Genomic DNA, 23,356 nt, shown 5'->3' with positions numbered 1-23,356 from the left:
TGCCTGGGTGAGTGAGACGGCAACACGCAGCAAGGTCACCATTCCGCGGGCGCGGTTGGTGCACCGAACTGCGCCGTCTCCGATACCCCGAACGTGGGATGAAGGGACGACGCGGCTCTTCGCGCCGCCGTCCGAGGATCCGTTCCAGCTCGCGTTCGGCCCTGTTTCTTTCGGTTCGGCAGCGGCTTGGAATCCCTGGCAGGTACTCGGCAGTCCCGGAACCGGCAAGACGTCCCTTCTCGTGGATCTGGCAGTGCAGAAGATCTCGGGTGGCGAAGATCCTGAATCGGTCCTGGTGCTCACCCAGTCACGCCGAGCCGCGACGCAGGTCCGCGAGCAGATCACCGCTGGGTTGCTCGGGTACCAACAGGAACGCGGACCGCAGGCAACCCGTGAGCCGCTGGTACGCACCGTTCACTCTTACGCCTTTGCCGTTCTCCGGCTTCAAGCCGCAGCACACGGCAACGCGCCGCCACGCCTGATCACCGGCGCCGAGCAGGACTCGGTGCTCCGCGAGATGTTGCGCGGCGACATCGAAGACGGTGCGCTCCGGTGGCCGGAGCGCCTGCGACCCGCATTGGGTTTGAACGGCTTTGCCGTCGAACTTCGAGATCTGATGCTGCGAGCCAACGAGCGCGGGCTCGGCCCCGAAGATCTGGTCAAGCTCGGCAAGAAGCGTGGCCGTCCGGAGTGGGTGGCGGCCGGGCGGTTCGCCGAGGCCTACGAGCAAGGCGTGCTGCTGCGCGGCAGTGTCGGTGTCGAGGCTCCGGAGGCGACGGCGCCGGCGCTCGACGCGGCCGAGTTGATCGGTGCGGCCTTGACCGCGTTCGCCACCGATCCCGAATTGCTTCGCTCCGAGCGCGCTCGGATCCGGCACCTCCTTGTCGACGACGCACAACATCTGGATCCGCAGGCGGCGCAACTGGTTCGGTTGATCGGAACCGGAACTGCGGGCACGGTCATCGCCGGTGATCCCGATCAGTCCGTGTTCGGATTCCGCGGTGCGGATTCGGCGTTCCTGCTCGGACTGGCCGAGCGCGGAGACGAGCGCCAGATCGTTCTGCCCGTCACGTATCGCAACAACGCCGACGTCGCGTCGATCGCGGCCAAGATCGCTGCGCGGCTGCCCGGCAACTTGGCTCATCGCATCGCGGTTCCATCCGATCTCACCGATGAGAATCCGGGACGGGCGTCGGTGCGGGTTCTCGGTACGACGGCCAAAGAGGCGGCAGTCGTCGCAGATACCTTGCGCCGGGCGCATCTGCTGGACGGGATTGCGTGGTCCGACATGGCCGTCATCGTGCGGTCGGTCCCGCGCACTCTCGCCCCTCTCCGGCGAGCCCTGCTCGCGGCGGGGGTGCCCGTCACGACCGCTGCCACCGAATTGCCGCTCGCGCGGCAACACGGAGTGTCCGGCCTGCTGCTGGTCCTTCGGGCGCTCGGCGGCGATCAGTTCACCGGCGACGACGCGCTTGCCCTGATGGCCGGTCCCATCGGCGGCGCCGAACCGGTCACCCTGCGCCGGTTGCGTCGTGGCCTGCGCCGGGTCGAGTTGGCATCGGGAAGTGATCGGGACTCCTCGGAGTTGTTGCGGCTCATTCTGATCGACGAGGATCGTGCGCAGTCCAAGCGCCTGATGGGCAAGCTGACAGACGTCGAAGCTGCGGCCCTCAATCGCGTGCTGTCGGTCCTTCGCAAGGCCCGAGTGCCTCTCGAGCGTGGTCTCGGGGTCGAAGAAGTTCTGTGGGCGGCCTGGCAGGCGACGGGGCTGGAACGGCGCTGGGCGGCTGCGTCGGCGCGCGGCGGACCGATCGGCTCACAAGCCGATCGAGACCTCGACGCCGTAGTCGCACTCTTCGACGCGGCTGCCAACTACGTCGACCGGCTGCCGCGTTCGCAACTCTCCGGTTTTGTCGACTACTTGACCAGCCAGGAGATACCGACCGACTCGCGGAGCCGATCGGTCATCGCTCCCGACGCCGTCACCGTGGTCAGCGCTCACGCCGCGGCGGGGCGCGAATGGGCGGTTGTGGCGGTGGCGGGTGTGCAGGAGGGGCTCTGGCCGAGTTTGCGGGCACGCGGCTCGCTACTGCGTACCGAAGCTCTTATCGACCTGGTCAACGGAGTCTCCGACGGCAGTGACTCGGCTGCCGAACGACTCTCGCGAACCGCGCCGCTTCTGGCCGAAGAACGCAGGTTGTTCCTGGTCGCCTGTAGCCGTGCTCGTCGCCGTCTGCTGATCACCGCAGTCGAATCGGCTTCGGGGGACACCGACTTGGTGCCTTCGCGGTTCGTGGACGAATTGATCCGTGGTGACGCGTACTCGGACGACCCGTCCTCCGATCTCGACGTCGTTGCACCCGAGACCGGGGATACCCGGGTTCTGTCGCTGCCTGCACTGGTCGCACAGCTTCGCAGCGTGGTGTGTGATCCCGACATCGCGCATTTCGACCCCGAGAAGCATTCTCGGGCTGCTCGCCAGTTGGCCCGTCTGGCTGCGGCCGGAGTACGAGGCGCGCATCCGGATCAGTGGTACGGCACAGCCGAGCCGAGTACCGCTGCTCCCATGTGGCAACCCGAGGACGGACCGGTTTCACTGTCCCCGTCCACCATCGAGCTTCTCGAAACATGTCCTCTCCGATGGGTGTTCGAGCGTCACGGTGGCAGCGACGGAGACAACACTCATGCGATCGCCGGTACGCTGGTCCATACCTTGGTGCAGGCACTGGCCGGCCGGATTCCACCGGATCAGGTCGAGAAGGCACTCGAAAATGCCTGGGAATCCATCGATCTGGGATCGCAGTGGTACTCGCGCCGTGAACTCAATCGAACTCGGGAGATGCTGGCGACGTTCACCGCCTGGATGAACGCAACTCGCGGTGAGCTGACCGAAGTCGGCGTCGAGGTCGCGGTCGAGGGGGTCCTCGAACCGCGCGAAGAAGGAGCGCCTGCGGTCAAGCTACGTGGCCGGATCGACCGGCTCGAGCGCGACACCGAAGGTCGCCCGGTGGTTGTCGACGTCAAGACTGCGCGAAACCCCGTCAGTAACGAGGCCGCGCAATCTCACGCGCAGTTGGCGGCGTACCAGGTCGCAGCGGCCGAAGGTGCGATTGCCGGCGAACCGGCCACACAACCCGGCGGTGCACGCCTGGTATTCGTGGCCAAGTCCAACAAGAAGGACGGTGCGGCGCAGCGAGTTCAGCCGCCGCTGACGGCCGAAGCCGTCGAGATGTGGCGAGACGTCATTCACAACGCTGCCGCAGCGACCCAAGGACCGCAGTACCTGGCCAGGGTCAACGACGGATGTAGACATTGCCCGGTGCGTTCGAGTTGCCCGGCACACGACGAGGGACGACAGGTGAGTAACTAAGTGGCTGCCGCGACGCAGAAGGCACGCCGACCGAAGATCGACCCTGTCGACCTGGCGGTCGCGCTCGGTCAGCACCCTCCGACGCCCGAGCAGGCAGCAGTGATCGCCGCACCGCTCGGTCCGACATTGGTGGTCGCCGGCGCCGGTGCCGGAAAGACCGAGACGATGGCTGCTCGCGTCGTGTGGCTGGTGGCCAACGGCTTCGTCGACCCCGAGGCGGTTCTCGGCCTGACCTTCACGCGCAAAGCGGCGCAACAGCTCACGTCGCGAATCCGCAAGCGGTTGGCGCGGCTGGCGGGTTCGGACGTTCTGCGGGCACTCGACCCGACCGGCGGAGTGCGTTCCCGGATTCTGGCCGGCGAACCCGAAGTCAGTACCTACCATGCTTACGCGGGACGGTTGCTCTCCGAACACGGACTGCTGTTGCCCATCGAACCCTCGGCGACGTTGTTGTCCGAGACCGAACTGTGGCAGGTTGCGCACCGCGTCGTGAGCGGCTGGGACAGTGATCTGGACACCGACAAGAATCCGGGTTCGATCACCGAGACCGTTCTGGCTCTTGCCGGTCAGTTGGCGGAGCACCTGGTCGATCCCGAGCAGTTGCTCGAGGCACACACCGAGCTGGACAAGCTGATTCACACTCTGCCCGCCGGCCCGAAACAGCGGGGTGGACCGAGCAAGGAGTTGTTGAATTACCTTGATGTGCAACATAAGCGCATCGAACTGTTGCCTCTCGTCGCCCGGCTGGGTGAGACGCTGCGGCGTGAAGGCGCATTGGATTTCGGCAGCCAGATGTCGCTGTCTGCCCGGGTCGCCGCCGAGCATCCCGAGGTCGGGCAGACCGAGCGTGAGCGCTTTCGGGTAGTTCTTCTCGACGAGTACCAGGACACCGGTCACGCTCAGCGAGTGTTGTTGTCCTCGTTGTTCGGTGGGGGAGCCGACGGCCGCTTGGCACTGACGGCCGTCGGCGATCCGATGCAGTCGATCTACGGTTGGCGCGGCGCGTCGGCGGCCAACCTGCCACGGTTCGCAACCGATTTCCCGCTTGCCAACGGAAAGCCGGCTCCGACGCTCGAACTGCTCACCAGTTGGCGTAACCCGCCGGAGGCTCTCGAACTGGCAAACCTGTCGTCGGCACCGTTGCGTCGACGCGGTGTGGCGGTCAGCACCCTTCGTGCGCGACCGGGAGCCGTCGCCGGAGACGTTCGACTGGCGTTGCTGGGCGACGTCGAACAGGAACGTCAGTGGGTGGCGGAGAAGATCGCCGGAGAATACGAGGCGGCACGTGCCGAAGACCGCCCGACGCCCACGGCAGCGGTGTTGATCCGCCGGAACGCCGATGCCGCTCCGCTGGCCGAGGCCTTGCGGTCCAAAGGTCTGCCGGTCGAAGTTGTCGGGCTCGGTGGGCTCCTGCACACACCCGAGGTTGCTGACGTGATCGCCATGCTCCGGGTGGTCGCCGATCCACTTGCAGGAAGCGCAGCTGTTCGGCTGCTCACCGGCGCGCGATGGCAGATCGGCGCGAAGGATCTCGCCGCACTCTCTCAACGCTCCCGCGAACTTGCCATCTCCGCGGGATACGGAACGGCGGGTGCGGTCACCGACGCCGAGGCGCTCACCTCGGCGGTCCACGATGCTCTGCCCGGGGAGAACGCCGAGCAAGCAGGATTGGTCGACTCGATCTCCGATCCAGGCCCGGCAGAACGCTATTCGGCTCTCGGGTACACACGCATCAACGCGATAGCGGCAGAGTTGGCGTCGTTGCGCGAACGTATCGGCCAGCCGCTCACCGAATTGGTGGCGGAGGTCGAGCGGGTGCTCGGGATCGGAATCGAGGCGGGCGCACGGACCCGAGTCGGCGTCGTCGGGACCGCGGGCCGCGAGCACCTCGACGCATTCGCCGACGTCGTCGCCAACTACGCGACGCGTCCAACTGCCAATCTGACCGGGATGCTGGCTTTCTTCGCGGCAGCCGAACAGATCGAAAAGGGCCTCACGCCAGGCGAAGTGGAGGTGGCGCCGGATCGGGTCCAGATCCTGACCGTGCACTCGGCGAAGGGGCTCGAATGGGAAGTAGTGGCGATCCCGCATGTCAGCGACGGGGTGTTCCCCTCGTCCACCGCGTCCGGATCGTGGCTCGGGGCGCTCGCCGAACTGCCACCGTCGTTGCGTGGTGACCGGGCGGTCGACGCGGATTCGGCCGACGGAGTTCCGGTGCTCGACCTCGAGGAGCTCTACAACCGCAAGGACCTCGAGAACGCGATAACGGCGCACAAGAAGGCCTTGTCCAACCGTCGACTGGACGAGGACCGGCGGTTGTTCTACGTCGCGCTGACCAGAACCGAACGGGCGCTGTTCATCTCGGCGCATCACTGGGCGGAATCCGGTGCGGAACCGAAGGGGCCTTCGGAGTTCCTGGACGAGCTGCATCAGATGGTCACGGCCGACAACGATGCCGATGAGGAAGACTCACGCGGTGCGATCGGCGTCGTGGAGGAATGGGCGCCGGCCCCGGAACCCGATACCGAGAACCCGTTGGCCGCCACTCCCCGTACGGCGCAGTGGCCGCCGGATCCGCTGGGTGCGCGGCGCGGCGCCGTCGAGGCCGGAGCCGCGAGCGTCCTGTCCGCACTCGCTTCGCTGCCGCAAGACAGCGAAGAGGCGGAAGAACCGGAGGACGATCCGGAGAACTGGGCCTCGGACGTCGACGTTCTCCTGGCCGAGCGCGAGGCCCGCGCAAACGCGCGGGCCGAAGTGATTCTCCCGGCGCAGCTTTCGGTGACTCAGCTCGTCGACCTCAAGGCAGATCCGGACGAACTGGCGGCTCGCCTACGTCGTCCGCTGCCGTATCCGCCCAACCCGTTGGCTCGTCGCGGAACCGCTTTTCACGCCTGGATCGAGCGAAGGTTCGGTGCGACTCGGCTGTTGGATCTCGACGAGCTACCCGGCGCCGCGGATACCGGCGCGGGTCCCGAGACCGACCTGGTGAAACTTCAGGATGCGTTCTTGCGGTCCCCGTGGGCCAATCGCAGCCCGATCGAAGTGGAAGTTCCTTTCGAAACATCCATTGCCGGAACGGTTTTGCGAGGTCGGATCGACGCTGTGTTCGCCGATCCCGACGGCGGATGGACGGTGATCGACTGGAAGACCGGTGCCGAACCGTCGGCCGCCAACGAGGACGCTGTTGTGATGCAGTTGGCCGCGTATCGGGTGGCCTGGGCCGAATTGATGTCAGCCAGAGCTCGTTCGGCGGGGCGCAACGAACAGTTTCCGGCCGACAAGGTGCGGGCGGCGTTTCACTACGTTCGATCGGGTCGCACCATCGCACCCGAGAACCTGCCGGACGGTGAGGCTCTCGCTCGCCTCATCCGAACGGCAGGCGCGCAAGATTAGCTTGCGTTTCGGCGAGCCTTGAGTGCTTCGGTCACCAGCGGAACCTGCAGGGGGAGACGTGCGATCGAACCGATCTTCTGCGGGGTGGACGTCTTCGGGCTTCGGCACCAGTCGATCGCCATCTGGATGTTGGCGGGGAACACGGCAACAAAGAGCGCGGCGGCAAGGCCCGCGCCGAGCTTGCGGGTCTTCGGCACGGCCAAGGCAGCGCCGATCGCCAGTTCCGCGACGCCGGACACCTGGGTGTAGGTGCGGGCCTGTCCGGGAAGCTGGCGGGGAACGGTGCTGTCGAAGAACGAGGGCGCTGCAAAATGCATGGTGCCGGCGCCGAGAAGGAGGGCCGACAAACGAAGAGCGGCCGCTTGACTGGGAGTGGACGTCGAACCGGTGAAAGGCATTTGCCCAGCCTGCCTCACGGTGGACCTTCTTGCCACTACCGGCGCCACGACCCGCGCGCTATTCGGCGCCCGAGTTCCGAAGTCGATCTTCGAGGGTTACGCTGCCTGCCGATGTCCGTGTAGGTATTTCGTAAGTTCGAGTGAGAGAGTCGATGTATGGCCGGTAAGCTCCGGGCGCGTTTGACCAGGTCGGAAGCATTGACCGATCAGCCTGACTTCGCCCTTGTCGGTGTGCTGCGCATTCCCCAGCTACAGACCAGTCCGGCGCGGGCCATCTACAAGCGAGTTCTCATCGCATTGGGTGCTCTCGGCGCCGCCGTGTTGATCGTCTACATCGATCGCGCCGGATACCGAGACGCACAGGACAACGAGCTGTCGCTGCTCGACTGCATCTACTATGCGACGGTTTCGCTCTCGACCACCGGCTACGGCGATATCACTCCGTTCACTCCGTCGGCGCGCCTGGTCAACGTCCTGTTGATCACGCCACTTCGAATCTTCTTCTTGATCGTGTTGGTCGGAACCACACTTTCAGCTCTGACCGAGAGTTCGCGTCAGGCGTTCAAAATTCAGCGTTGGAGGCAGCACGTGCGTAATCACACCGTCGTCGTCGGATACGGGACCAAGGGGCGGACGGCAATCGAAGCAATGCTCGGTGACGGTGTACCGGCGTCGGAGATCGTGGTCGTCGATACCGATCAGACAGTCCTCGACTCCGCGGCGAGCAAGGGCCTGGTGACGGTGTTCGGTTCGGCGACGAAATCGGACGTACTTCGGTTGGCAGGCGCGCAGAATGCGTCGTCGATCATCGTCGCCACGAATCGTGACGACACCGCAGTGCTCGTGACACTGACAGCCCGCGAAATCGCGCCGAAAGCCAAGATCGCCGCAGCCATCCGTGAAGCCGACAACGCGCATCTTCTGCGTCAGTCCGGCGCAGACTCGGTGGTCGTGTCCTCGGAGACGGCAGGTCGACTCCTCGGCATCGCGACCACAACGCCGACTGTCGTGGAGATGATCGAAGACCTTCTGACCCCGGAAGCCGGATTCGCGATCGCCGAGCGCGCAGTCGAACGTGACGAGGTCGGCGGCTCTCCGCGTCATCTCTCCGACATCGTGCTCGGGGTAGTTCGCGACGGCCGTCTGGTTCGCGTCGGTTCGCCCGAGGTGGACGCCGTCGAGGCGAACGATCGCCTGCTCTACATCCGCCGCGTCACGAACTGAGTGCTGCCGAGCTTCGTGCGCGCAGTAATGTCGTGAGCGTGAACGACTTCCAGCTGACCGAAACACCGCTGCTCTCACGCTCGAGCGTCGGCCGCGCCGAGGAATTGCGGTCGGATGCCGCCGCACTGACCACGGGTTGGGTGGACGCGCTGCTCCTCCGTGTGAATTCACGGGGTCAGGTCAAGGTCTCACCGGAAGGTCAGTTGGTCTTCGCCGAGGCAACCGAACTGGGTCCGGAACCGGTGCGCGGTGCAGTGTTCCTGGGAATTCGGGAGAATCGCCACGTCTGGGCGGTGCGGGTGTCGCTGCTGGCGGGCACGTTGTCCGAATTGCGCATGCTCGGCGGAACACTCGACGACGCGGACGCCGGTTTGTTGACCGGTGCCGTCGCGATTCTCAACTGGCACGACAGTGCCGGATTCAGCGCTATCGACGGCGCACCGAGTGAACCCACCATGTCCGGCTGGTCACGCATTTCCACGTCCACCGGCCACGAGGAGTTTCCCCGAACGGATCCGGCGGTCATCTGCCTGGTACACGACGGCGGCGATCGAGTTCTACTCGCGCGTCAGCCGACCTGGCCGCAGCGACGTTTCTCGATTCTCGCGGGATTCGTCGAGGCCGGGGAGTCACTCGAAACGTGCGTTGTCCGCGAGATCAAGGAAGAAGTCGGCATCGACGTGCACAGCGTTCGATACCTCGGGAGCCAGCCTTGGCCGTTCCCGCGCTCGGTGATGTTGGGCTTCGCCGCAATCGGCGACCCCGCCGCTCCGCTTCTGTTCGCGGACGGCGAGATCGCCGAGGGCACCTGGTTCACGAAGGACGAGGTGCGTGCCGCTCTCGAACTCGGCGACTGGGGTTCGGAAGCGGACGCGCCACTGCTGCTGCCCGGCTCGATCTCCATCGCTCGCGGAATGCTCGAGAGCTGGGTCAAATAGGAGCTGGGTCAGACAGCAGCCTGAAAGGCTCTACAGACCCAGGGCCTGCTTGACCTGGTTGAGCGACGGGTTGGTCGCGACGCTGCCGTCGCCGTACTTCACGGTCGGAACGACGTGATTTCCACCGTTGACGCTGCCGACGAAATCGGCTGCTGCCGGATCGTTCTCGATGTCGATCTCGGTGTACTCGATCCCCGACGCGTTGAGCTGCGTCTTGAGGCGGCGGCAGTAGCCACACCACGTGGTCGAGTAGATGGTCAGGGCAGGCGCATTTTCGGTAGAAGTCACGGCCGATATAACACCACGACCGAGAGCGTTGTTCCGTATCGGCCCGTGTTCTCTTGCCCACATACCGTCGGGCGCGGCGAATGGAGTGTCGGAACGTCCTGCCATGATGGTCCCCATGCCTGCGGACACCGGACTGGATCCAGAACAATCGGCCGCCGTGCTCGCGCCACGCGGCCCGGTGTGTGTCCTCGCGGGCGCTGGAACAGGCAAAACCCGCACCATCACGCGCCGGATCGCGCATCTGGTCGCCGACGGTCATGTCTCCGCCGGGCAGGTGCTTGCCGTGACATTCACAGCGCGAGCGGCCGGCGAAATGCGTGGACGGCTTCGTGAGCTGGGGGTTGGTGGGAGTGGGCCGCAGGTACAGGCTCGCACCTTCCACGCCGCCGCTCTTCGTCAACTCAAGTACTTCTGGCCGCAGGTGATCGGTGACACCCCGTGGCGTCTGCTCGATCGGAAGTTCGCGGTTGTCAGCAGTGCCGCCGCTCGTGTCGGGTTGTCCACCAGCACGGAAAGCGTGCGCGACCTCGCCAGCGAAATCGAGTGGTCCAAGGCCTCACTGATCGCGCCCGAGGACTACCCACGCGCGATAGCCAAGATTCGTCGCGAGGCGCCGGTCGATGCCACCAAGGTTGCGCAGGTCTACGCGGCATACGAAGAGCTGAAGGCACGTGGCCAGGACGGCATGCTCCTCGATTTCGACGATCTCCTACTTCACACCGCGGCTGCGCTCGAAGAGCATTCGACGGTTGCCGACGAGTTCCGCGAGCGGTACCGCTGCTTCGTGGTCGACGAGTATCAGGACGTCACCCCGCTGCAACAGCGGGTGCTCGACGCCTGGCTCGGCGACCGCGACGACCTGACAGTGGTGGGCGATGCGAATCAGACCATCTACTCCTTCACCGGCGCCACCCCGAACTATCTGTTGGACTTCTCGCGGAAATTCCCCGAAGCGACCGTCGTCCGGCTCGAACGGGACTACCGCTCCACCCCTGAGGTCGTGTCGCTGGCGAACCGCGTGATCGGTGCAGCGCGCGGACGGATCGCCGGGACGCGTCTTCAGTTGATCGGGCAACGCGCTCCGGGGCCTGAGCCGGAGTTCATGGAGTTCGACGACGAGCCTGCCGAAGCGCTCGGCGTTGCGCGGGCGATCAAACGGCTGATCGCGGCAGGCACTCCAGCGGCCGAGATCGCTGTTCTGTATCGGATCAATGCTCAGTCGGAGGCGCACGAGCAGGCACTCACCAAGCTCGGCATTCCGTTCCAGGTGCGTGGTGGAGAGGGCTTCTTCACCCGCACCGAGGTCCGTCAGGCAGTGGCGGCACTGCGTCAGGCCGCCGGACGAGACGACCTCCCCGAAGGCGCAGACAACGGCGAAGCGCTGGTTTCACTGGTTCGCGCTGTACTCGCGCCACTCGGTCTGACCAACGAAGAACCTTCGGGCACGCAAGCCCGCGAGCGCTGGGCGTCGCTCTCGGCTCTCGTGGCGCTGACCGAAGAACAACTCGTCCACGAACCCGAACTGTCGCTCACCGGGCTTCTACAGGAGCTAACAGCCCGAGCCGAGGCGCGGCACCCACCGACCGTGCAGGGCGTGACGTTGGCTTCCCTTCACGCGGCCAAGGGGCTCGAATGGGATGCGGTGTTCCTGGTCGGCCTCAACGACGGCACCCTGCCGATCCAACACGTTCTCGGCGACGCCAATTCGGGCGCCGACGACGTCGCGGTGGAGGAGGAGCGTCGGCTTCTGTACGTGGGTGTTACCCGCGCCCGCGAGCATCTGCAGCTGTCTTGGGCATTGGCTCGCAATGAGGGGGGACGCAAGTCCCGTCGCCGGTCGAGGTTCCTCAACGGGCTCATCCCCGAGGACTCACCGGCTTCGCGCGTTGCCGCGCCGTCGTCGGGGAACAAGAAGCGTCCGCGCTGCCGCGTCTGCGGCAAACCGTTGATCGGGACGTCGGCGACAATGCTCGGGCGCTGCGAAAAATGCCCGTCCAATGTCGACCTGGAATTGCTCGAGCACCTCAAGGCCTGGCGGCTGGACAAGTCCCGAGAACTCAAAGTTCCGGCCTATGTCGTCTTCAGTGACAACACACTGATGGCTATTGCCGAACAACGACCACAAGACAATCGCGGACTGGTTTCGATCCCTGGAATCGGGCCGAAGAAACTCGACAACTTCGGGGAAGACGTACTAGCTGTCATTCGCGGCGAACTGCGTGCGGCAACACTCGATATCTGAAATGCATCCGAATCGACAACGGTGAGTTACATAACCGCAGGTCAAAAATAGGTTGTGCAGATTCGACGAATTCTCTACTCTGGTTTTCAGTGTTACGGGGCAACCTGTGCGCAGAAACTATCCGGACCGACACGAAATGGAGGTGGCAAAAAAATGACGAACTTGATCTCGTATGAAGCGTGCGCAAGCGCAAAGTTCGCTGTTGCCGCCCCCATGCTGCCGCGTGCAGCGGGATGGGCGCAGCATGCGTTCCGCCTGCGCCCTCAAGCAGCAGCAAAGAAAGCAGCTGTCGAGTCCGTGTTCTTAAGCCATCGAGGTATTTCTCGGTAGGACACATCCGTTCACTTACGGCCACGGACCCGCAGCCCCTGCGGACCGTGGCCTTTGTGTTGGATACCCCTCTTTATCCGGTTTCCGACTCGGCTCAGGTTCGCACCCATCGAACCCATATCGTGCGACACAGTTTCGCATCCGAGCACTAGGAGACCGAGTTGTCTGCCCAGACAATCCGCGTGGAATCCGAAAACTCCACCACTGCAGTAACTTCCACCGACGTCACTTCGGCTGCAGTCACGTTCATCGAGGTCGCGTCCACCCGCCGCGACCTGCCGTGCCGGGCATCCAACCCCGATCTCTGGTTCGCCGAAGCTCCGGCCGAACTCGAGCAGGCGAAGGCACTGTGCGCGCAGTGCCCCATCCGTTCCCGTTGTCTCAGTGCGGCTCTCGACCGCGCCGAGCCGTGGGGGGTGTGGGGAGGCGAGATCCTCGATCAGGGGGCCGTCATAGCGCGCAAGAGACCGAGGGGGCGCCCACGCAAGCAACTCGTGTGCGCGTGAGAGCCCTATTCGGCGGAGCCGGTGTCATCCAGAACCGGCTCCGCGAACCCTGGCAACCAACGAGTCAGGATTTCCATGTACGGGGCATATGCGTCCAACTGGGCGCATATGCCGACCGAACCGAGAAGAACTCGGAAGATCATCAAATACTCGGCCGGAAGGTTGAGTGCACGGGCCGTTCGGAACTGCGCACTGTTGAAGTCAGTGGCGGTTCCGGCGGCCTTTTGCAGCCACGACCGAGTGAAGTGAAATGACTCGGTCTGGATCGGGTCGGTGAAGGGTCGCAGGTAATCCGCGATCTCCTTGTCGGTCACCGTGCGTCCGGGAATCACGAAACCGTTGGCGCGCAACAACTCCGTTAATTCGTCGAATTGTTCCTCGACAGCCAAGCGCACCATCGTGCCGAGAACCCGTGGCAGTCCGTTCGGGAACGGCGCAGCGGCACCGAAGTCGATGACGCCGAGTCGGCCGTCCTCGAGAAGCATGAAATTGCCGGGGTGCGGGTCGCAGTGAAGCAAGCCGACACGGGCCGGAGACGCGAAGTGGAATTCGGCGAGTAGTGCACCGGCAGCATTGCGCTGCTCCGGCGTTCCACTTTCGATGATTCTGGTCAGCGGGGTTGCCGTCATCCATTCGGTCACGACCACTTTCGGCGCGCTCGCCACGACGTGCGGGATCACGAATTGGGGATCTCCGTCGAATTCTTTTGCAAAAGCTCGCTGATTGTTCGCCTCGATCCGATAGTCGAGTTCTTCCTCGGTGCGCGCGGTGAACTCCTCGATCACGGGGCGCACATCGACACCGGGCATGACCGAACCGAAGAGACCGGCAAATCTGCCCAAGGTCTTGAGGTCGGCGCGTAGAGCTTCGTCGGCGCCGGGGTACTGAACTTTCACGGCTACGTCGCGGCCGTCCGCCCAGACCGCACGGTGAACCTGCCCAATGCTTGCCGACGCGGTCGGTTCGTCGTCGAACGACTGGAATCGGTCGCGCCATTTGGTTCCGAGTTGCTGATCGAGCATCTTGTGTACTTGCTTGGTCGGCAGCGGCGGGGCGGCGGCCTGGAGCTTGTTCAGCGACTCGCGGTACGGCTCCGCGAATTCCTCCGGAATCGCCGCCTCCATGACGCTGAGCGCTTGGCCCAGCTTCATCGCGCCGCCCTTGAGTTCGCCCAGCACCGCGAACAGTTGCTCGGCGGCCTTCGCGCTCAACTGCGCGTCGATCTCGCCTTTGTCGCCGCCGGCGAGCTTGCGTCCGAAGCCCATGGCGGCGCGACCGGCCATCCCCAGGGGGATGCTCGCGAGTTTGGCAGTACGGGCAGAACTCTTGCGTGGGATCTCGGACACCACACCATCATGTCTGACTGGGGCGTCCTTTGCCCGAAACAGGTGCCAGGTATTGGCAACTGCAAGATATTTGCCGAGGCCAGCGCCTGGTTGTGATCCGATACGGACGGAGCGCGATCTCGAGCGTCGACGACAGACTCGCCGCATGCGTCGCCGTTGTCTCGGATAATGCGGAGTCGATCTCGGCCAGGGCCAGCGCGACACTTGCATGGATCATCGCCGATTCCGCGTGGCCGGCGCTGCCGAGTAGCTGCGCGGACAGATGAAGCCAATGAGGGTCGAGTTCGGATCGGATGATGTCGGCGCATCGCAGGCAACTCGACTGGCCCGGCAAGACAAGAGGACCGATCACGCCGTTGCCGTCGCGGATGCGGACGGAAAGGTGGGGGAGTCCGCAGCGAACGAGATCGCTGACCAGGCGAGGATCAGTGACAACGTCGTCGGCCAGGACCACCAGTTGTTCGTTCCACGTGCGCACGACGTCGGTGTTGCGATACCCGCGCGAGCGACGCGTGCTTACCCCGCCGGTGACCAGGGCGCGCTCGACGGCGTCCGAGAGCGGACCGACACCGTGGATCCGGACGGACACGGTCCTCCTGGCGGCAGTGTGGACGAATCCGGAATCGGTGAGTTGCTCGAGCAACTTCTCCGTCACCGACGTCGAAATGCCGCGCGTCGACGCTTCCCACAGGATGGTCGCGCGGGATCTGGAGCCGTCCATTTTGCGGAGGATCGACTTCACCGCGCGCGCATCGACCCCGACAGGCAGCGTCAGCAGGACGGCACGTCCGGGTGTCCATCCCAGCTGCAGCCGACCGTCCGGGCGCGACAGAACAGCGATCCGAGGGTCCCATCGGGGTCCCGCGGATCGCTGTGACGTGCTGTTCTGTGTGGTGTCGTCTTGCGTGTTACCGGTCATCGTTCGATGCTGGCACGGCGGGCCGTCGGGGAGTCCGCGTCAGTGACGGTTATCCACAGGACGTCAGCATGGCTGAACTGCGAAAATGTGTCGAGAAGGAATTACTTCTCTTCGTCGTCCTCGCGGGTCTTGTCCATCGCTGCCTCGGCCGCACGCTCTTTTGCCTCGACGGCTTCGAGCTGGGCGATCGGGTCGTCGAAATTGCCGGCTTCGCCGCCGCCGAGGACCCGGGCGACAAATCCGTCCGGTGCGTCGAGATCGCTCGAATCGGGCATGAGGTCGGGATGTGACCAGACGCCGTCACGAGTGTCCATACCGGCTTCCGCGGTGAGCTTCTGCCACAACCCGGCCGCTTCACGGACCTTGCGAGGACGAAGTTCGAGTCCGACCAGCGTCGCAAAGGTCTGTTCGGCGGGGCCGCCGGTGGCACGGCGACGCCGCAACGTCTCGCTCATCGCGGCAACACCGGGCAGTCGCTCGCCGAGTGCGGCGGTGACGACCGTCTCCACCCAACCCTCGACCAGCGCAAGCAGAGTCTCGAGCCGTTCGAGAGCGGCTTTCTGCTCCGGGGTGTTCTGCGGCTCGAACGTGCCCTGCTGCATCAGCGCTTCGAGCTTGCTCGGATCGGTGAGAGCGGACGGGTCGAGGTCCTTGGCAAATTCTTCCATTGCCGAAAAGTCCATCGTGATCCCGCGGGCGTATTCCTCGACTGTGGCGAGAACACGCTGTCGCAGCCACGGAACGTGACTGTAAAGGCGCTGATGAGCTGCTTCCCTCGCAGCGAGGAACACCAGAACTTCCTGATGCGGCTGTTCGAGACCCTCGCTGAACGCCTGAACCGCAGCGGGGAGAAGGGCCGCGGTGCCCTCTGGTCCGAGGGGCAAGCCGATGTCGGTGGAGGAGAGCACCTCGGTGGACAGTTGGCCGAGTGCCTGGCCCAATTGCGAGCCGAACGCGAGTCCACCCATCTGGCCGAGCATGCCCAGCATCGGGCCCGCCATCTGCTGTGCTTCGGCGGGAAGTCCCTGGACCCACATGCCCGCCACCTTCTCGGCCACCGGATCACAGAGTCGCTTCCACGTGTCGATCGTGTTGTCGAGCCAGTCGTTCGGAGTCCAGGCGAGAGTGCGGCTCGCTCCGGCCGGAAGCGTCGTTGCGGCGTCCAGCCACATCTCGGCCAGATGTGCGGCGTCGGCGATCGCCTTGACATTGCCCTCGGTGATCGGTGTAACCGATCCGATCTGTTGGCGTGCCAGCTTCTTGGCGATGTCGTAGTTCACCGGGCCGGAAGTACCGCCCTGGCCCATCGACGAGCCCATCCCGCTCAGCATCTGACCGAACTGGGTGAGCATCTGGCCGAGCTGAGCCGGATCGAATCCCTCACCGCCCGCGCCGAACCCGAACGGCGTGTCACCACCCCCGAACGGATTGCCACCCGCCGCGTTCTTGTCGCGATCGGGATCGTCGTCGGAGTTGGAGAAGCCGAACGGCATATTGCTCATACCTCAACGGTACAAGGCTCGAGCGGTCGGAGTCGCCCTCCGAGTCACGCTGACGGCGAACACGCACGGCGCTCAGGCGGTGCGATCGGTGCTCCGGCGCCTTCGCGCTTTACTCTGGATCAGGTGAATCGACGGATAGTGACGCTCTTGGCCGCACTCGCACCCATCGTCGTGTTGGGAGTCGTCGGAACAATGGTCACTGTTCCTTATGTCGCACTCGGTCCTGGCCCCACCTTCAACACCCTCGGCGACGTCGACGGTAAGCCTGTCGTCGACATCCAGGGGACCGAAGTCGATCCCACCGACGGCAACCTCAACATGACAACGGTGTCGGTTCGCGACGGCCTCAACATTTTCGAAGCGTTCGGACTGTGGGCGAGTGGCAGCAACGGACTCGTCCCACGCTCGGAGATCTATCCGCCCGAGAAGTCGAAGGAAGAGATTCAGCAGGCCAACACCGCCGACTTCCAGCAGTCCGAGGACAGTGCCGAGTTGGCTGCACTGCACTTTCTCGGTAAGCCGGTGGCACTCACTGTTTCGAAGGTGACCCCGGACGGCCCTGCCGCGGGTGCCCTTCAAGAAGGCGATGTCCTGGTCAAGATCGGCGACACTCCGGTAACCACCATCACCGGCGTTCAGGACACGGTCGGTGCGATCGCGCCCGGCACCGCGATCGACGTCACCGTCCTTCGCGAGGGTGTGGAGACCGTTGTACCGGTCACCGTTGGGGCGCGGCCCAACAAGCCCGAATCGGGTTACCTCGGCGTCACGCCCAACGAGGTCCCGGACGTTCCCTTCACCGTGCAGTTCAACCTTGCCGACATCGGCGGTCCTTCTGCCGGACTGATGTTCACACTGGCGTTGGTGGACAAGCTGACTCCAGGGGAGCTCAACGGCGGAAAGTTCGTGGCCGGAACGGGCACCATCGACTCCGACGGCGAGGTCGGTCCGATCGGCGGTATCAGGTACAAGTTGATCGCCGCCTCCGAAGCCGGTGCTGAGACCTTCCTCGTGCCGGCCCAGAACTGTGACGAGGCGAAACAGAATGCGCCGGACGGGCTTCGACTCGTCAAGGTCGACAACCTGCCCGGCGCAGTGGACTCACTCGAAAGCCTCAACACGGGCGGCGACGCACCCCGCTGCTGAAACCTGCCTTGCCGAAGACGGACTCGGTCAGTCTTCTTCTTTCAGTCTTCTTCGACCTCGTCGAGCGTCGCGTACAACGCGTGAACCAGGTGAGGTGCAAGACCGTCGTAGGTGAGCAGTTCCAGGTCGCCGTACGGATCCGCATCCTCGTCGGGACGCATCTGCAGAAGCGACAGCGAAGGACCGTCACGGAGCACGCCGACGAACAGTCGAGCCTCGCGTCTATCGGGATGCGCGTTGGCCGTCAGTCGCGCGACCTCGTCCGCAGCATGCTGATCGGTCAATACCGGCGCCGTGGCGTGATCGAGATCCGATTCCGCCTCGGGCGGCAGGACGACGATCTCCTGAACCAGGATGCAACCCTGCACCGACTCGGGCCAATGCGTCGTTGCCAGGAACTCGTCGAGTGCCCGTGAACCGCCGATGATGTCCTCGGGAAGCGATTCCTGTTCGATCGGTGTGTATTCGGCGCCCTCGGCGAGTTGGTCGAGCAGTCCGGGTTCGGCCGCGGCGAGCATTTCGGTAGGCACCAACGCGTACAGCTTCGGCGGTTGATCCCAGCCTTCGGCGTCGATGTGGTCGACAACTTCATGAACGCACCGGGCGAGGGCACTCGGTGATCTGCTCATATTCTCTTCACTCACACGTTCATCCTCCCACCTTCTGTCCGGCTCCCTGCTCTCCGTGTTGTCAACCCGTGACCGTTGTTACGTAGAGTGGTCGGAAACGGCCAAGTCCACTCGGGCGTGGCCGCAGTGATCGATGCAATCGGTTGCGACGCCACGGCGTCGCCAAATCTTGGAGCGTGGCACGTGGGCATGCGGCCCCCCGCAGGTTTACCCTCTCTGTCCAGACGCAGTCGAATCTTGTTGGTGGTGGCTGTCGTAGTGGCGGCCTTGCTGCTCGTGGGGCCGCGACTGATCGGCATGTACACGGACTGGTTGTGGTTCGGAGAAGTCGGCTACCGCGGTGTCTTCACCAAGGTTCTGCTGACGCGATTCGTGCTCTTCCTCGTGGTCGGAATTGTCGTCGGAGCCATCGTGTGGCTCGCGATGCTTCTCGCGTACCGCGCACGTCCGGTGTTCGTTCCGGTCTCCGGACCCAATGATCCGATCGCGCGCTACCGCACGACCGTCATGTCGCGACTTCGTCTGTTCGGCGTGATCATTCCGGTCGCGATCGGCATTCTCTCCGGTCTCATCGCGCAGGCCAACTGGGTCACGATCCAGTTGTTCCTCAACGGTCAGCCGTTCGGCATCACTGATCCTCAGTTCAACTTGGACGTCGGCTTCTACACGTTCGATCTGCCGTTCTACCGCTTCGTTCTGAACTGGTTGTTCGTCTCGATTCTGCTTGCCTTCGTGGCAAACCTGGTTACCCACTACGTTTTCGGTGGGATCAAGTTGGCCGGGCGCGCTGGCACATTCACGACTGCCGCACGTGTTCAACTGGCTGTCATCGCCGGCACCTTCGTGCTCCTCAAGGCGGTGGCGTACTGGTTCGATCGGTACTCGTTGATGTCGAGTAGTCGTAAGGAACCGACGTTCACCGGTCCGGGCTTCACCGACATCAATGCGGTTCTGCCGGCGAAGCTGATTCTGTTGTCCATTGCGGTCATCTGCGCCTTGGCGTTCTTCGCCTCGATCTTCACGCGGGATCTTCGGATACCGGCCATGGCAGTCGCTCTACTGGTTCTTTCGTCGGTGCTCGTCGGTGCCGTCTACCCGATGATCGTCGAGCAGTTCTCCGTCAAGCCCAATGCGGCGCAGAAGGAGAGCACGTACATCGAACGAAACATCGAAGCGACCCGTCAGGCGTACGGGATCACGGAAGAAAACGTCGACTACGTTGACTATCCGGGAGTTGGCACCAAGCAGCCCCAGGACGTTCCGGCCGACCGGACCACGATCGCGAACACCCGACTGCTGGATCCGACGATCCTGTCGCCGACGTTCACCGCTCAGCGTCAGCTCAAGAACTTCTACGGGTTCCCGCAGACGCTCAACGTCGACCGCTACGAACAGGACGGCCAGCTGCGCGACTTCGTCGTCGCAGCGCGTGAGCTGTCGCCGAACAATCTTTCCGGCAACCAGACGGACTGGATCAACAAGCACACGGTCTACACGCATGGCAACGGCTTCGTCGCGGCCCAGGCAAACGAAGTCACGGCCGTGCAGGGCGACAGTCAGAACAACACCGGTGGTTACCCGATCTACTCGGTCAGCGACCTGACGACCACGCCCGAGAACGAGAACCTCAAGGTAGACAATCCTCGGTCGTACTACGGCGAGGTGATCAGCCAGTCGGACGCCGATTACTCGATCGTCGGTTCCGTCGACGGCGAGGGACCTCGTGAGTACGACACCGACACCTCGAAGTACACCTACACCGGTTCGGGTGGTGTCTCGATCGGCAACTGGTTCAACCGTCTTGCCTTCGCGGCGAAGTACACCGAGCGCAACATCTTGTTCTCGAGTGCAATCGGCTCGAACTCCAAGATCATCTTCAAGCGTGATCCGAAGGAAAGGGTCGAGGAGGTCGCGCCTTGGCTGACGACCGACGGCGCTGCCTACCCGGCAGTGGTCGACGGCAAGATGCAGTGGATCATCGACGGTTACACCACCGCCCAGGACTACCCGTACGCGCAGCGCAGTTCGCTCGACGGGTTGGTCGAGGACAGTATCGACCAGACGACCGGGCGCCTCATTCCGCGTCAGGAGTTCTCCTACATCCGTAACTCCGTGAAGGCCACGGTCGACGCGTACGACGGCACGGTCACGCTCTACCAGGTCGACGAGCAGGATCCGGTTCTGAAGGCGTGGATGGGAGTCTTCCCGAACACGGTGAAGCCGAAGAGCGAAATCTCGGACGACCTGCAGGCGCACTTCCGCTACCCGGAAGACATGTTCAAGGTTCAGCGAGAGATGCTGGCGAAGTACCACGTCGACGATCCGAGTGAGTTCTTCACCAACAACGCGTTCTGGTCGGTTCCGAGTGATCCGACGATCGACACGTCGGCCAACCAGCCGCCGTACTACGTGCTGGTGGGCGACAAGGACACCGCGAAGGCGGATTTCCGTCTGACCAGTCCGATGGTCGGGTTCAGTCGTGAGTTGCTGTCGGCCTACATCTCGGTGGCGAACGACAAGGAGAACTACGGCAAGTTCACGGTGCTGCAGCTGCCGACCGATACGCAGACTCAAGGTCCACAGCAGGCTCAGTCTGCGATGACGTCGGATTCGCGTGTTGCTTCGGAAGTGTCACTGCTCAAGCAGTCGAACAAGATTCAGTACGGAAACCTGCTGACTCTGCCGATTGCCGAGGGCGGAATCCTCTACGTCGAACCTTTGTACTCGCAGCGAAACTCGCAGAACGCGTTCCCTCAGTTGGCGCGTGTGCTGGTGAGCTTCAGCGACACCAACGGCATTCGGATCGGTTATGCACCGACCGTCTCCGAGGCGATCAGTCAGATTTGGCCGGGCGCAGGTTCGGCAGCGACTGTCACTCAGCCGGCACCCGATCCGGATACCGGAGCGCAACCGGAAACGCCGACTACTCCGACGGCACCGGCCCCGCCGGCTTCTTCGGATGACGTCACGAAGGCGCTGGCCGAGGTCAATTCGGCAATGGCGGCATTGAAGTCGGCGCAACAGAGCGGTGACTTCACCAGCTACGGTGCTGCGCTCGACCGCCTGCAGAAGGCTGTCGACGCGTACCAGGCGCTGCCGAGGTAAGCGGCGTCAGTTCATGAATAGCAGAAGGCCCACCATCCGATCGGATGGTGGGCCTTCTTGTGTGCTCAGTGAAGCTGTATGAGCTGAATCAGCGCAGTGCTGCAACGATCGGTGCGTTGGCATCGGAGAGCTGCTGGAACTGTGCGGCGAATCCGTACTGGCCGGCGAGGTCACGAGCGGTGTCGTAAGCCTGCTGTGCGGCGGGCTTGAGCTCGGCCGGGATTTCGACGGCGGGAGCAACTGCGGGTGCCTCGGCGACGGGAGCCGGTGCTGCGGCGGGAGCCTCTTCGACTGCCGGCTCGCTTGCGACGGTCAGACGCTGGCCGCAGACGGGCCATGCGCCGGGGCCCTGGCTCTGCAGGGTGTTCTCGGCGACGCGGATCTGCTCTTCCTTGGAAGCGTTGGCGGGCGAGCCGGTGCCACCGTTGGCGGTCCAGGTGCTCTGCGAGAACTGCAGGCCGCCGTAGTAGCCGTTTCCGGTGTTGATGTTCCAGTCGCCACCGCTCTCGCACTGTGCGACGCCGTCCCAGTTGTGGGTGGCTGCGGAAGCGGTGCCGGTGCTCATGGTGAGGGGCACTGCGACAAGTGCGCCGGCTACTGCCAATGTGCCGAATGCACGCTTGCTGATGCTGGTGTACGTCATGTCGGGGTAAATCCTCTCCGCGCTTGCTGACATCGGCGGGCCTGCGGGTCGGCGATGATGCTGACTTTCCCGGGCGCTTGTCTCTCCGTGTCTCTGCCCCTCGAAGGTTTCGGGGGTTCCGATCCCGCGGGGCAGAGTGGAGCAGCGGCGGGTCGGCGTTCGCCCGGTTGATTCGGGCCGGGACCGACCGTACGGGAGCGCTGAACGAGGGTCGATTCGCGATTTTCCGGACCACCTGGTCTTCTCCCATCCAGGATTTTCGGCGTTTGTGCTGGTAGAGCCTTTCCGATGCCGTTTCGAGGTACGTTCGTTACATGCTTGTTATGTGTTGATGCTCACGGGCATTTTGTGAACCCAGTCACCCGATTCTTCGACTTTCAGGCGTGTATTTCGCTCCAGCGCAGGCGATTTGCGTTCCGTTCATCTGCTCGTGTAACTTTGTCAATGCATCGCGGGGTGGAGCAGCTCGGTAGCTCGCTGGGCTCATAACCCAGAGGTCGCAGGTTCAAATCCTGTCCCCGCTACTAGAAAAGGACCGCCGCACTGGATTCCAGTGCGGCGGTCCTTTTTTGTGCGCAGCCGTCGTAGGGTGGCGACGTGCGACTCTCGAAGATTCTTTTGGCGATGGCGGTGACTACTTCGCTGGTGACCACCGCTCTGGCGTTCTCGGCAGGAAGCGCTGCCGCCGGTGGGCGGATCACCGATGCGAAGCGCGTGGTCTTCATCGTTCCAGGGCAGCAGCTCTACAACTCGGGAGAAACGCACCAGGCGACCTACCGCGCCCTCGACGAGGCACTGAGCGCTGCGGGCTACGAGACACACTTCGTCGACGCACCCGGCAAGATGATTGCGGCCGACGCCGAGCTGATTGCCGATTCGATTCGCTCCTACGCTGCCGGCGCTGACTTCGTCGGGGTGATCGCGCACAGTGCGGGTGGACTGAGCTCCCGGTACTACGCGAAGTTCCTCGGTGGCTCCGAAGTAGTGGATTCATTCGTTGCCATCGGTGCTCCTCAGTACGGTAGCCCCGGTGGCTGCGTACAAGGCCCTGCCGACGGTTACGACACCTGCATGTTCTCCGAAGTTCCCGCCAAGCTCAATGCCGGTGAGGACACTCCTGGATCTGCCTACTATTCGGTGGTGCAGAGTTCGGGCGAGTGGGCGGACGGTCGGTTGGACGGGGGCCAGTGCCGGGTGTACGTCGATGGCGTTCCCGGGGCCGGAACCGGAGCAGACCATCTCACCGAGCTCGAGCATCCAGAGGTCATCTCGGGAGCGATCAGCGCTTTGGGGCGCGACTGTGTCGGTACGTTCGTGGACGAGAACGACGGCGACATCACCTGGCCTGACACGTTGTTCCCGTCATTTCGGTAAAGC

The 23,356-nt window shown here is 63.9% G+C and carries 16 protein-coding genes and 1 tRNA gene; 10 read left to right on the top strand and 7 right to left on the bottom strand.

Annotated elements, in window-relative coordinates; genetic code table 11:
- Positions 1–7: 7 nt before the first annotated feature.
- Positions 8–3,370 (top strand): ATP-dependent helicase, encoded by a 3,363-nt coding sequence (locus AC2ETI_RS04505; RefSeq protein ID WP_020969239.1) that lies wholly within the window; start codon positions 8–10, stop codon positions 3,368–3,370.
- Complete coding sequence (locus AC2ETI_RS04500) at positions 3,371–6,763, top strand: ATP-dependent helicase (protein WP_060938626.1); 3,393 nt, start codon at positions 3,371–3,373, stop codon at positions 6,761–6,763. It begins immediately after the preceding gene.
- Here AC2ETI_RS04500 and AC2ETI_RS04495 read toward each other — a convergent pair.
- Positions 6,760–7,161, bottom strand: coding sequence for a DoxX family protein (locus AC2ETI_RS04495; RefSeq protein ID WP_019747824.1), 402 nt, complete (start codon positions 7,159–7,161; stop codon positions 6,760–6,762). The genes AC2ETI_RS04500 and AC2ETI_RS04495 overlap by 4 nt on opposite strands.
- A gap of 156 nt (positions 7,162–7,317) precedes the next feature.
- Here AC2ETI_RS04495 and AC2ETI_RS04490 point away from each other — a divergent pair, with 156 nt between their 5' ends.
- Together AC2ETI_RS04490 and nudC are read left to right on the top strand one after the other, a co-directional pair.
- A complete protein-coding gene (locus tag AC2ETI_RS04490) occupies positions 7,318–8,385 on the top strand; it encodes a potassium channel family protein (RefSeq protein ID WP_021343744.1) in 1,068 nt (355 codons plus the stop codon).
- 38 nt (positions 8,386–8,423) lie between these two features.
- Positions 8,424–9,323, top strand: a complete 900-nt coding sequence (gene nudC, locus AC2ETI_RS04485; RefSeq protein ID WP_031333165.1) for an NAD(+) diphosphatase — start codon at positions 8,424–8,426, stop codon at positions 9,321–9,323.
- 30 nt (positions 9,324–9,353) lie between these two features.
- Here the strand turns inward: nudC and AC2ETI_RS04480 are convergent, their stop codons facing one another.
- Entirely contained in the window at positions 9,354–9,611 is a 258-nt protein-coding gene (locus tag AC2ETI_RS04480; RefSeq protein ID WP_003942350.1) for a mycoredoxin, read from the bottom strand.
- A gap of 103 nt (positions 9,612–9,714) precedes the next feature.
- Between AC2ETI_RS04480 and AC2ETI_RS04475 the strand changes: the two genes are divergently transcribed.
- Positions 9,715–11,853 carry an ATP-dependent DNA helicase UvrD2 gene (locus AC2ETI_RS04475; RefSeq protein ID WP_029537946.1) on the top strand — a complete coding sequence of 713 codons (2,139 nt, stop codon included), beginning with the start codon at positions 9,715–9,717 and terminating at the stop codon, positions 11,851–11,853.
- Positions 11,854–12,365: 512 nt separating this feature from the next.
- The gene (locus AC2ETI_RS04470) at positions 12,366–12,689 is read left to right on the top strand and encodes a WhiB family transcriptional regulator (RefSeq protein WP_003942321.1); all 324 of its coding nucleotides are present in this window, start codon (positions 12,366–12,368) and stop codon (positions 12,687–12,689) included.
- A 5-nt stretch (positions 12,690–12,694) separates the two neighbouring features.
- Here AC2ETI_RS04470 and AC2ETI_RS04465 read toward each other — a convergent pair whose 3' ends face one another.
- The 3 genes from AC2ETI_RS04465 to AC2ETI_RS04455 form a co-directional block, all read right to left on the bottom strand.
- Positions 12,695–14,038, bottom strand: coding sequence for an ABC1 kinase family protein (locus tag AC2ETI_RS04465; RefSeq protein WP_020907132.1), 1,344 nt, complete (start codon positions 14,036–14,038; stop codon positions 12,695–12,697).
- 4 nt (positions 14,039–14,042) lie between these two features.
- Entirely contained in the window at positions 14,043–14,954 is a 912-nt protein-coding gene (locus AC2ETI_RS04460) for a hypothetical protein (RefSeq protein ID WP_483633603.1), read from the bottom strand.
- Positions 14,955–15,055: 101 nt separating this feature from the next.
- A complete protein-coding gene (locus AC2ETI_RS04455; protein ID WP_024487215.1) occupies positions 15,056–16,456 on the bottom strand; it encodes a zinc-dependent metalloprotease in 1,401 nt (466 codons plus the stop codon).
- Positions 16,457–16,579: 123 nt separating this feature from the next.
- On the opposite strand from AC2ETI_RS04455, the gene AC2ETI_RS04450 reads away from it, so the two are divergent.
- The gene (locus tag AC2ETI_RS04450) at positions 16,580–17,602 is read left to right on the top strand and encodes a YlbL family protein (protein WP_020907134.1); all 1,023 of its coding nucleotides are present in this window, start codon (positions 16,580–16,582) and stop codon (positions 17,600–17,602) included.
- A 41-nt stretch (positions 17,603–17,643) separates the two neighbouring features.
- Here the strand turns inward: AC2ETI_RS04450 and AC2ETI_RS04445 are convergent, their stop codons facing one another.
- Positions 17,644–18,246 (bottom strand): PPA1309 family protein, encoded by a 603-nt coding sequence (locus AC2ETI_RS04445; RefSeq protein ID WP_019747831.1) that lies wholly within the window; start codon positions 18,244–18,246, stop codon positions 17,644–17,646.
- A gap of 174 nt (positions 18,247–18,420) precedes the next feature.
- On the opposite strand from AC2ETI_RS04445, the gene AC2ETI_RS04440 reads away from it, so the two are divergent.
- Complete coding sequence (locus AC2ETI_RS04440) at positions 18,421–21,336, top strand: UPF0182 family protein (protein ID WP_020907135.1); 2,916 nt, start codon at positions 18,421–18,423, stop codon at positions 21,334–21,336.
- An 88-nt stretch (positions 21,337–21,424) separates the two neighbouring features.
- Here AC2ETI_RS04440 and AC2ETI_RS04435 read toward each other — a convergent pair whose 3' ends face one another.
- Entirely contained in the window at positions 21,425–21,979 is a 555-nt protein-coding gene (locus tag AC2ETI_RS04435) for a transglycosylase family protein (RefSeq protein WP_019747833.1), read from the bottom strand.
- Positions 21,980–22,429: 450 nt separating this feature from the next.
- Between AC2ETI_RS04435 and AC2ETI_RS04430 the strand changes: the two genes are divergently transcribed.
- Positions 22,430–22,503, top strand: a tRNA-Met gene (locus tag AC2ETI_RS04430).
- 73 nt (positions 22,504–22,576) lie between these two features.
- Positions 22,577–23,353, top strand: coding sequence for an esterase/lipase family protein (locus AC2ETI_RS04425; RefSeq protein ID WP_483633602.1), 777 nt, complete (start codon positions 22,577–22,579; stop codon positions 23,351–23,353).
- The last annotated feature ends 3 nt before the right edge of the window (positions 23,354–23,356 follow it).

This window comes from Rhodococcus sp. MurmanLake-1 (assembly GCF_056945715.1).
Note: the sequence above shows the minus strand (reverse complement) of the source record. Positions and strands in the feature narration are given on the sequence as shown.

Excerpts from the sequence above, each read along its gene's own strand:
- AC2ETI_RS04495 (WP_019747824.1), bottom strand. The coding sequence starts at position 7,161 with ATGCCTTTCACCGGTTCGACGTCCACTCCCAGTCAAGCGGCCGCTCTT.
- AC2ETI_RS04490 (WP_021343744.1), top strand. The coding sequence starts at position 7,318 with ATGGCCGGTAAGCTCCGGGCGCGTTTGACCAGGTCGGAAGCATTGACC.
- AC2ETI_RS04475 (WP_029537946.1), top strand. The coding sequence starts at position 9,715 with ATGATGGTCCCCATGCCTGCGGACACCGGACTGGATCCAGAACAATCG.
- AC2ETI_RS04460 (WP_483633603.1), bottom strand. The coding sequence starts at position 14,954 with ATGACCGGTAACACGCAAGACGACACCACACAGAACAGCACGTCACAG.
- AC2ETI_RS04455 (WP_024487215.1), bottom strand. The coding sequence starts at position 16,456 with ATGAGCAATATGCCGTTCGGCTTCTCCAACTCCGACGACGATCCCGAT.
- AC2ETI_RS04440 (WP_020907135.1), top strand. The coding sequence starts at position 18,421 with ATGCGGCCCCCCGCAGGTTTACCCTCTCTGTCCAGACGCAGTCGAATC.
- AC2ETI_RS04435 (WP_019747833.1), bottom strand. The coding sequence starts at position 21,979 with ATGACGTACACCAGCATCAGCAAGCGTGCATTCGGCACATTGGCAGTA.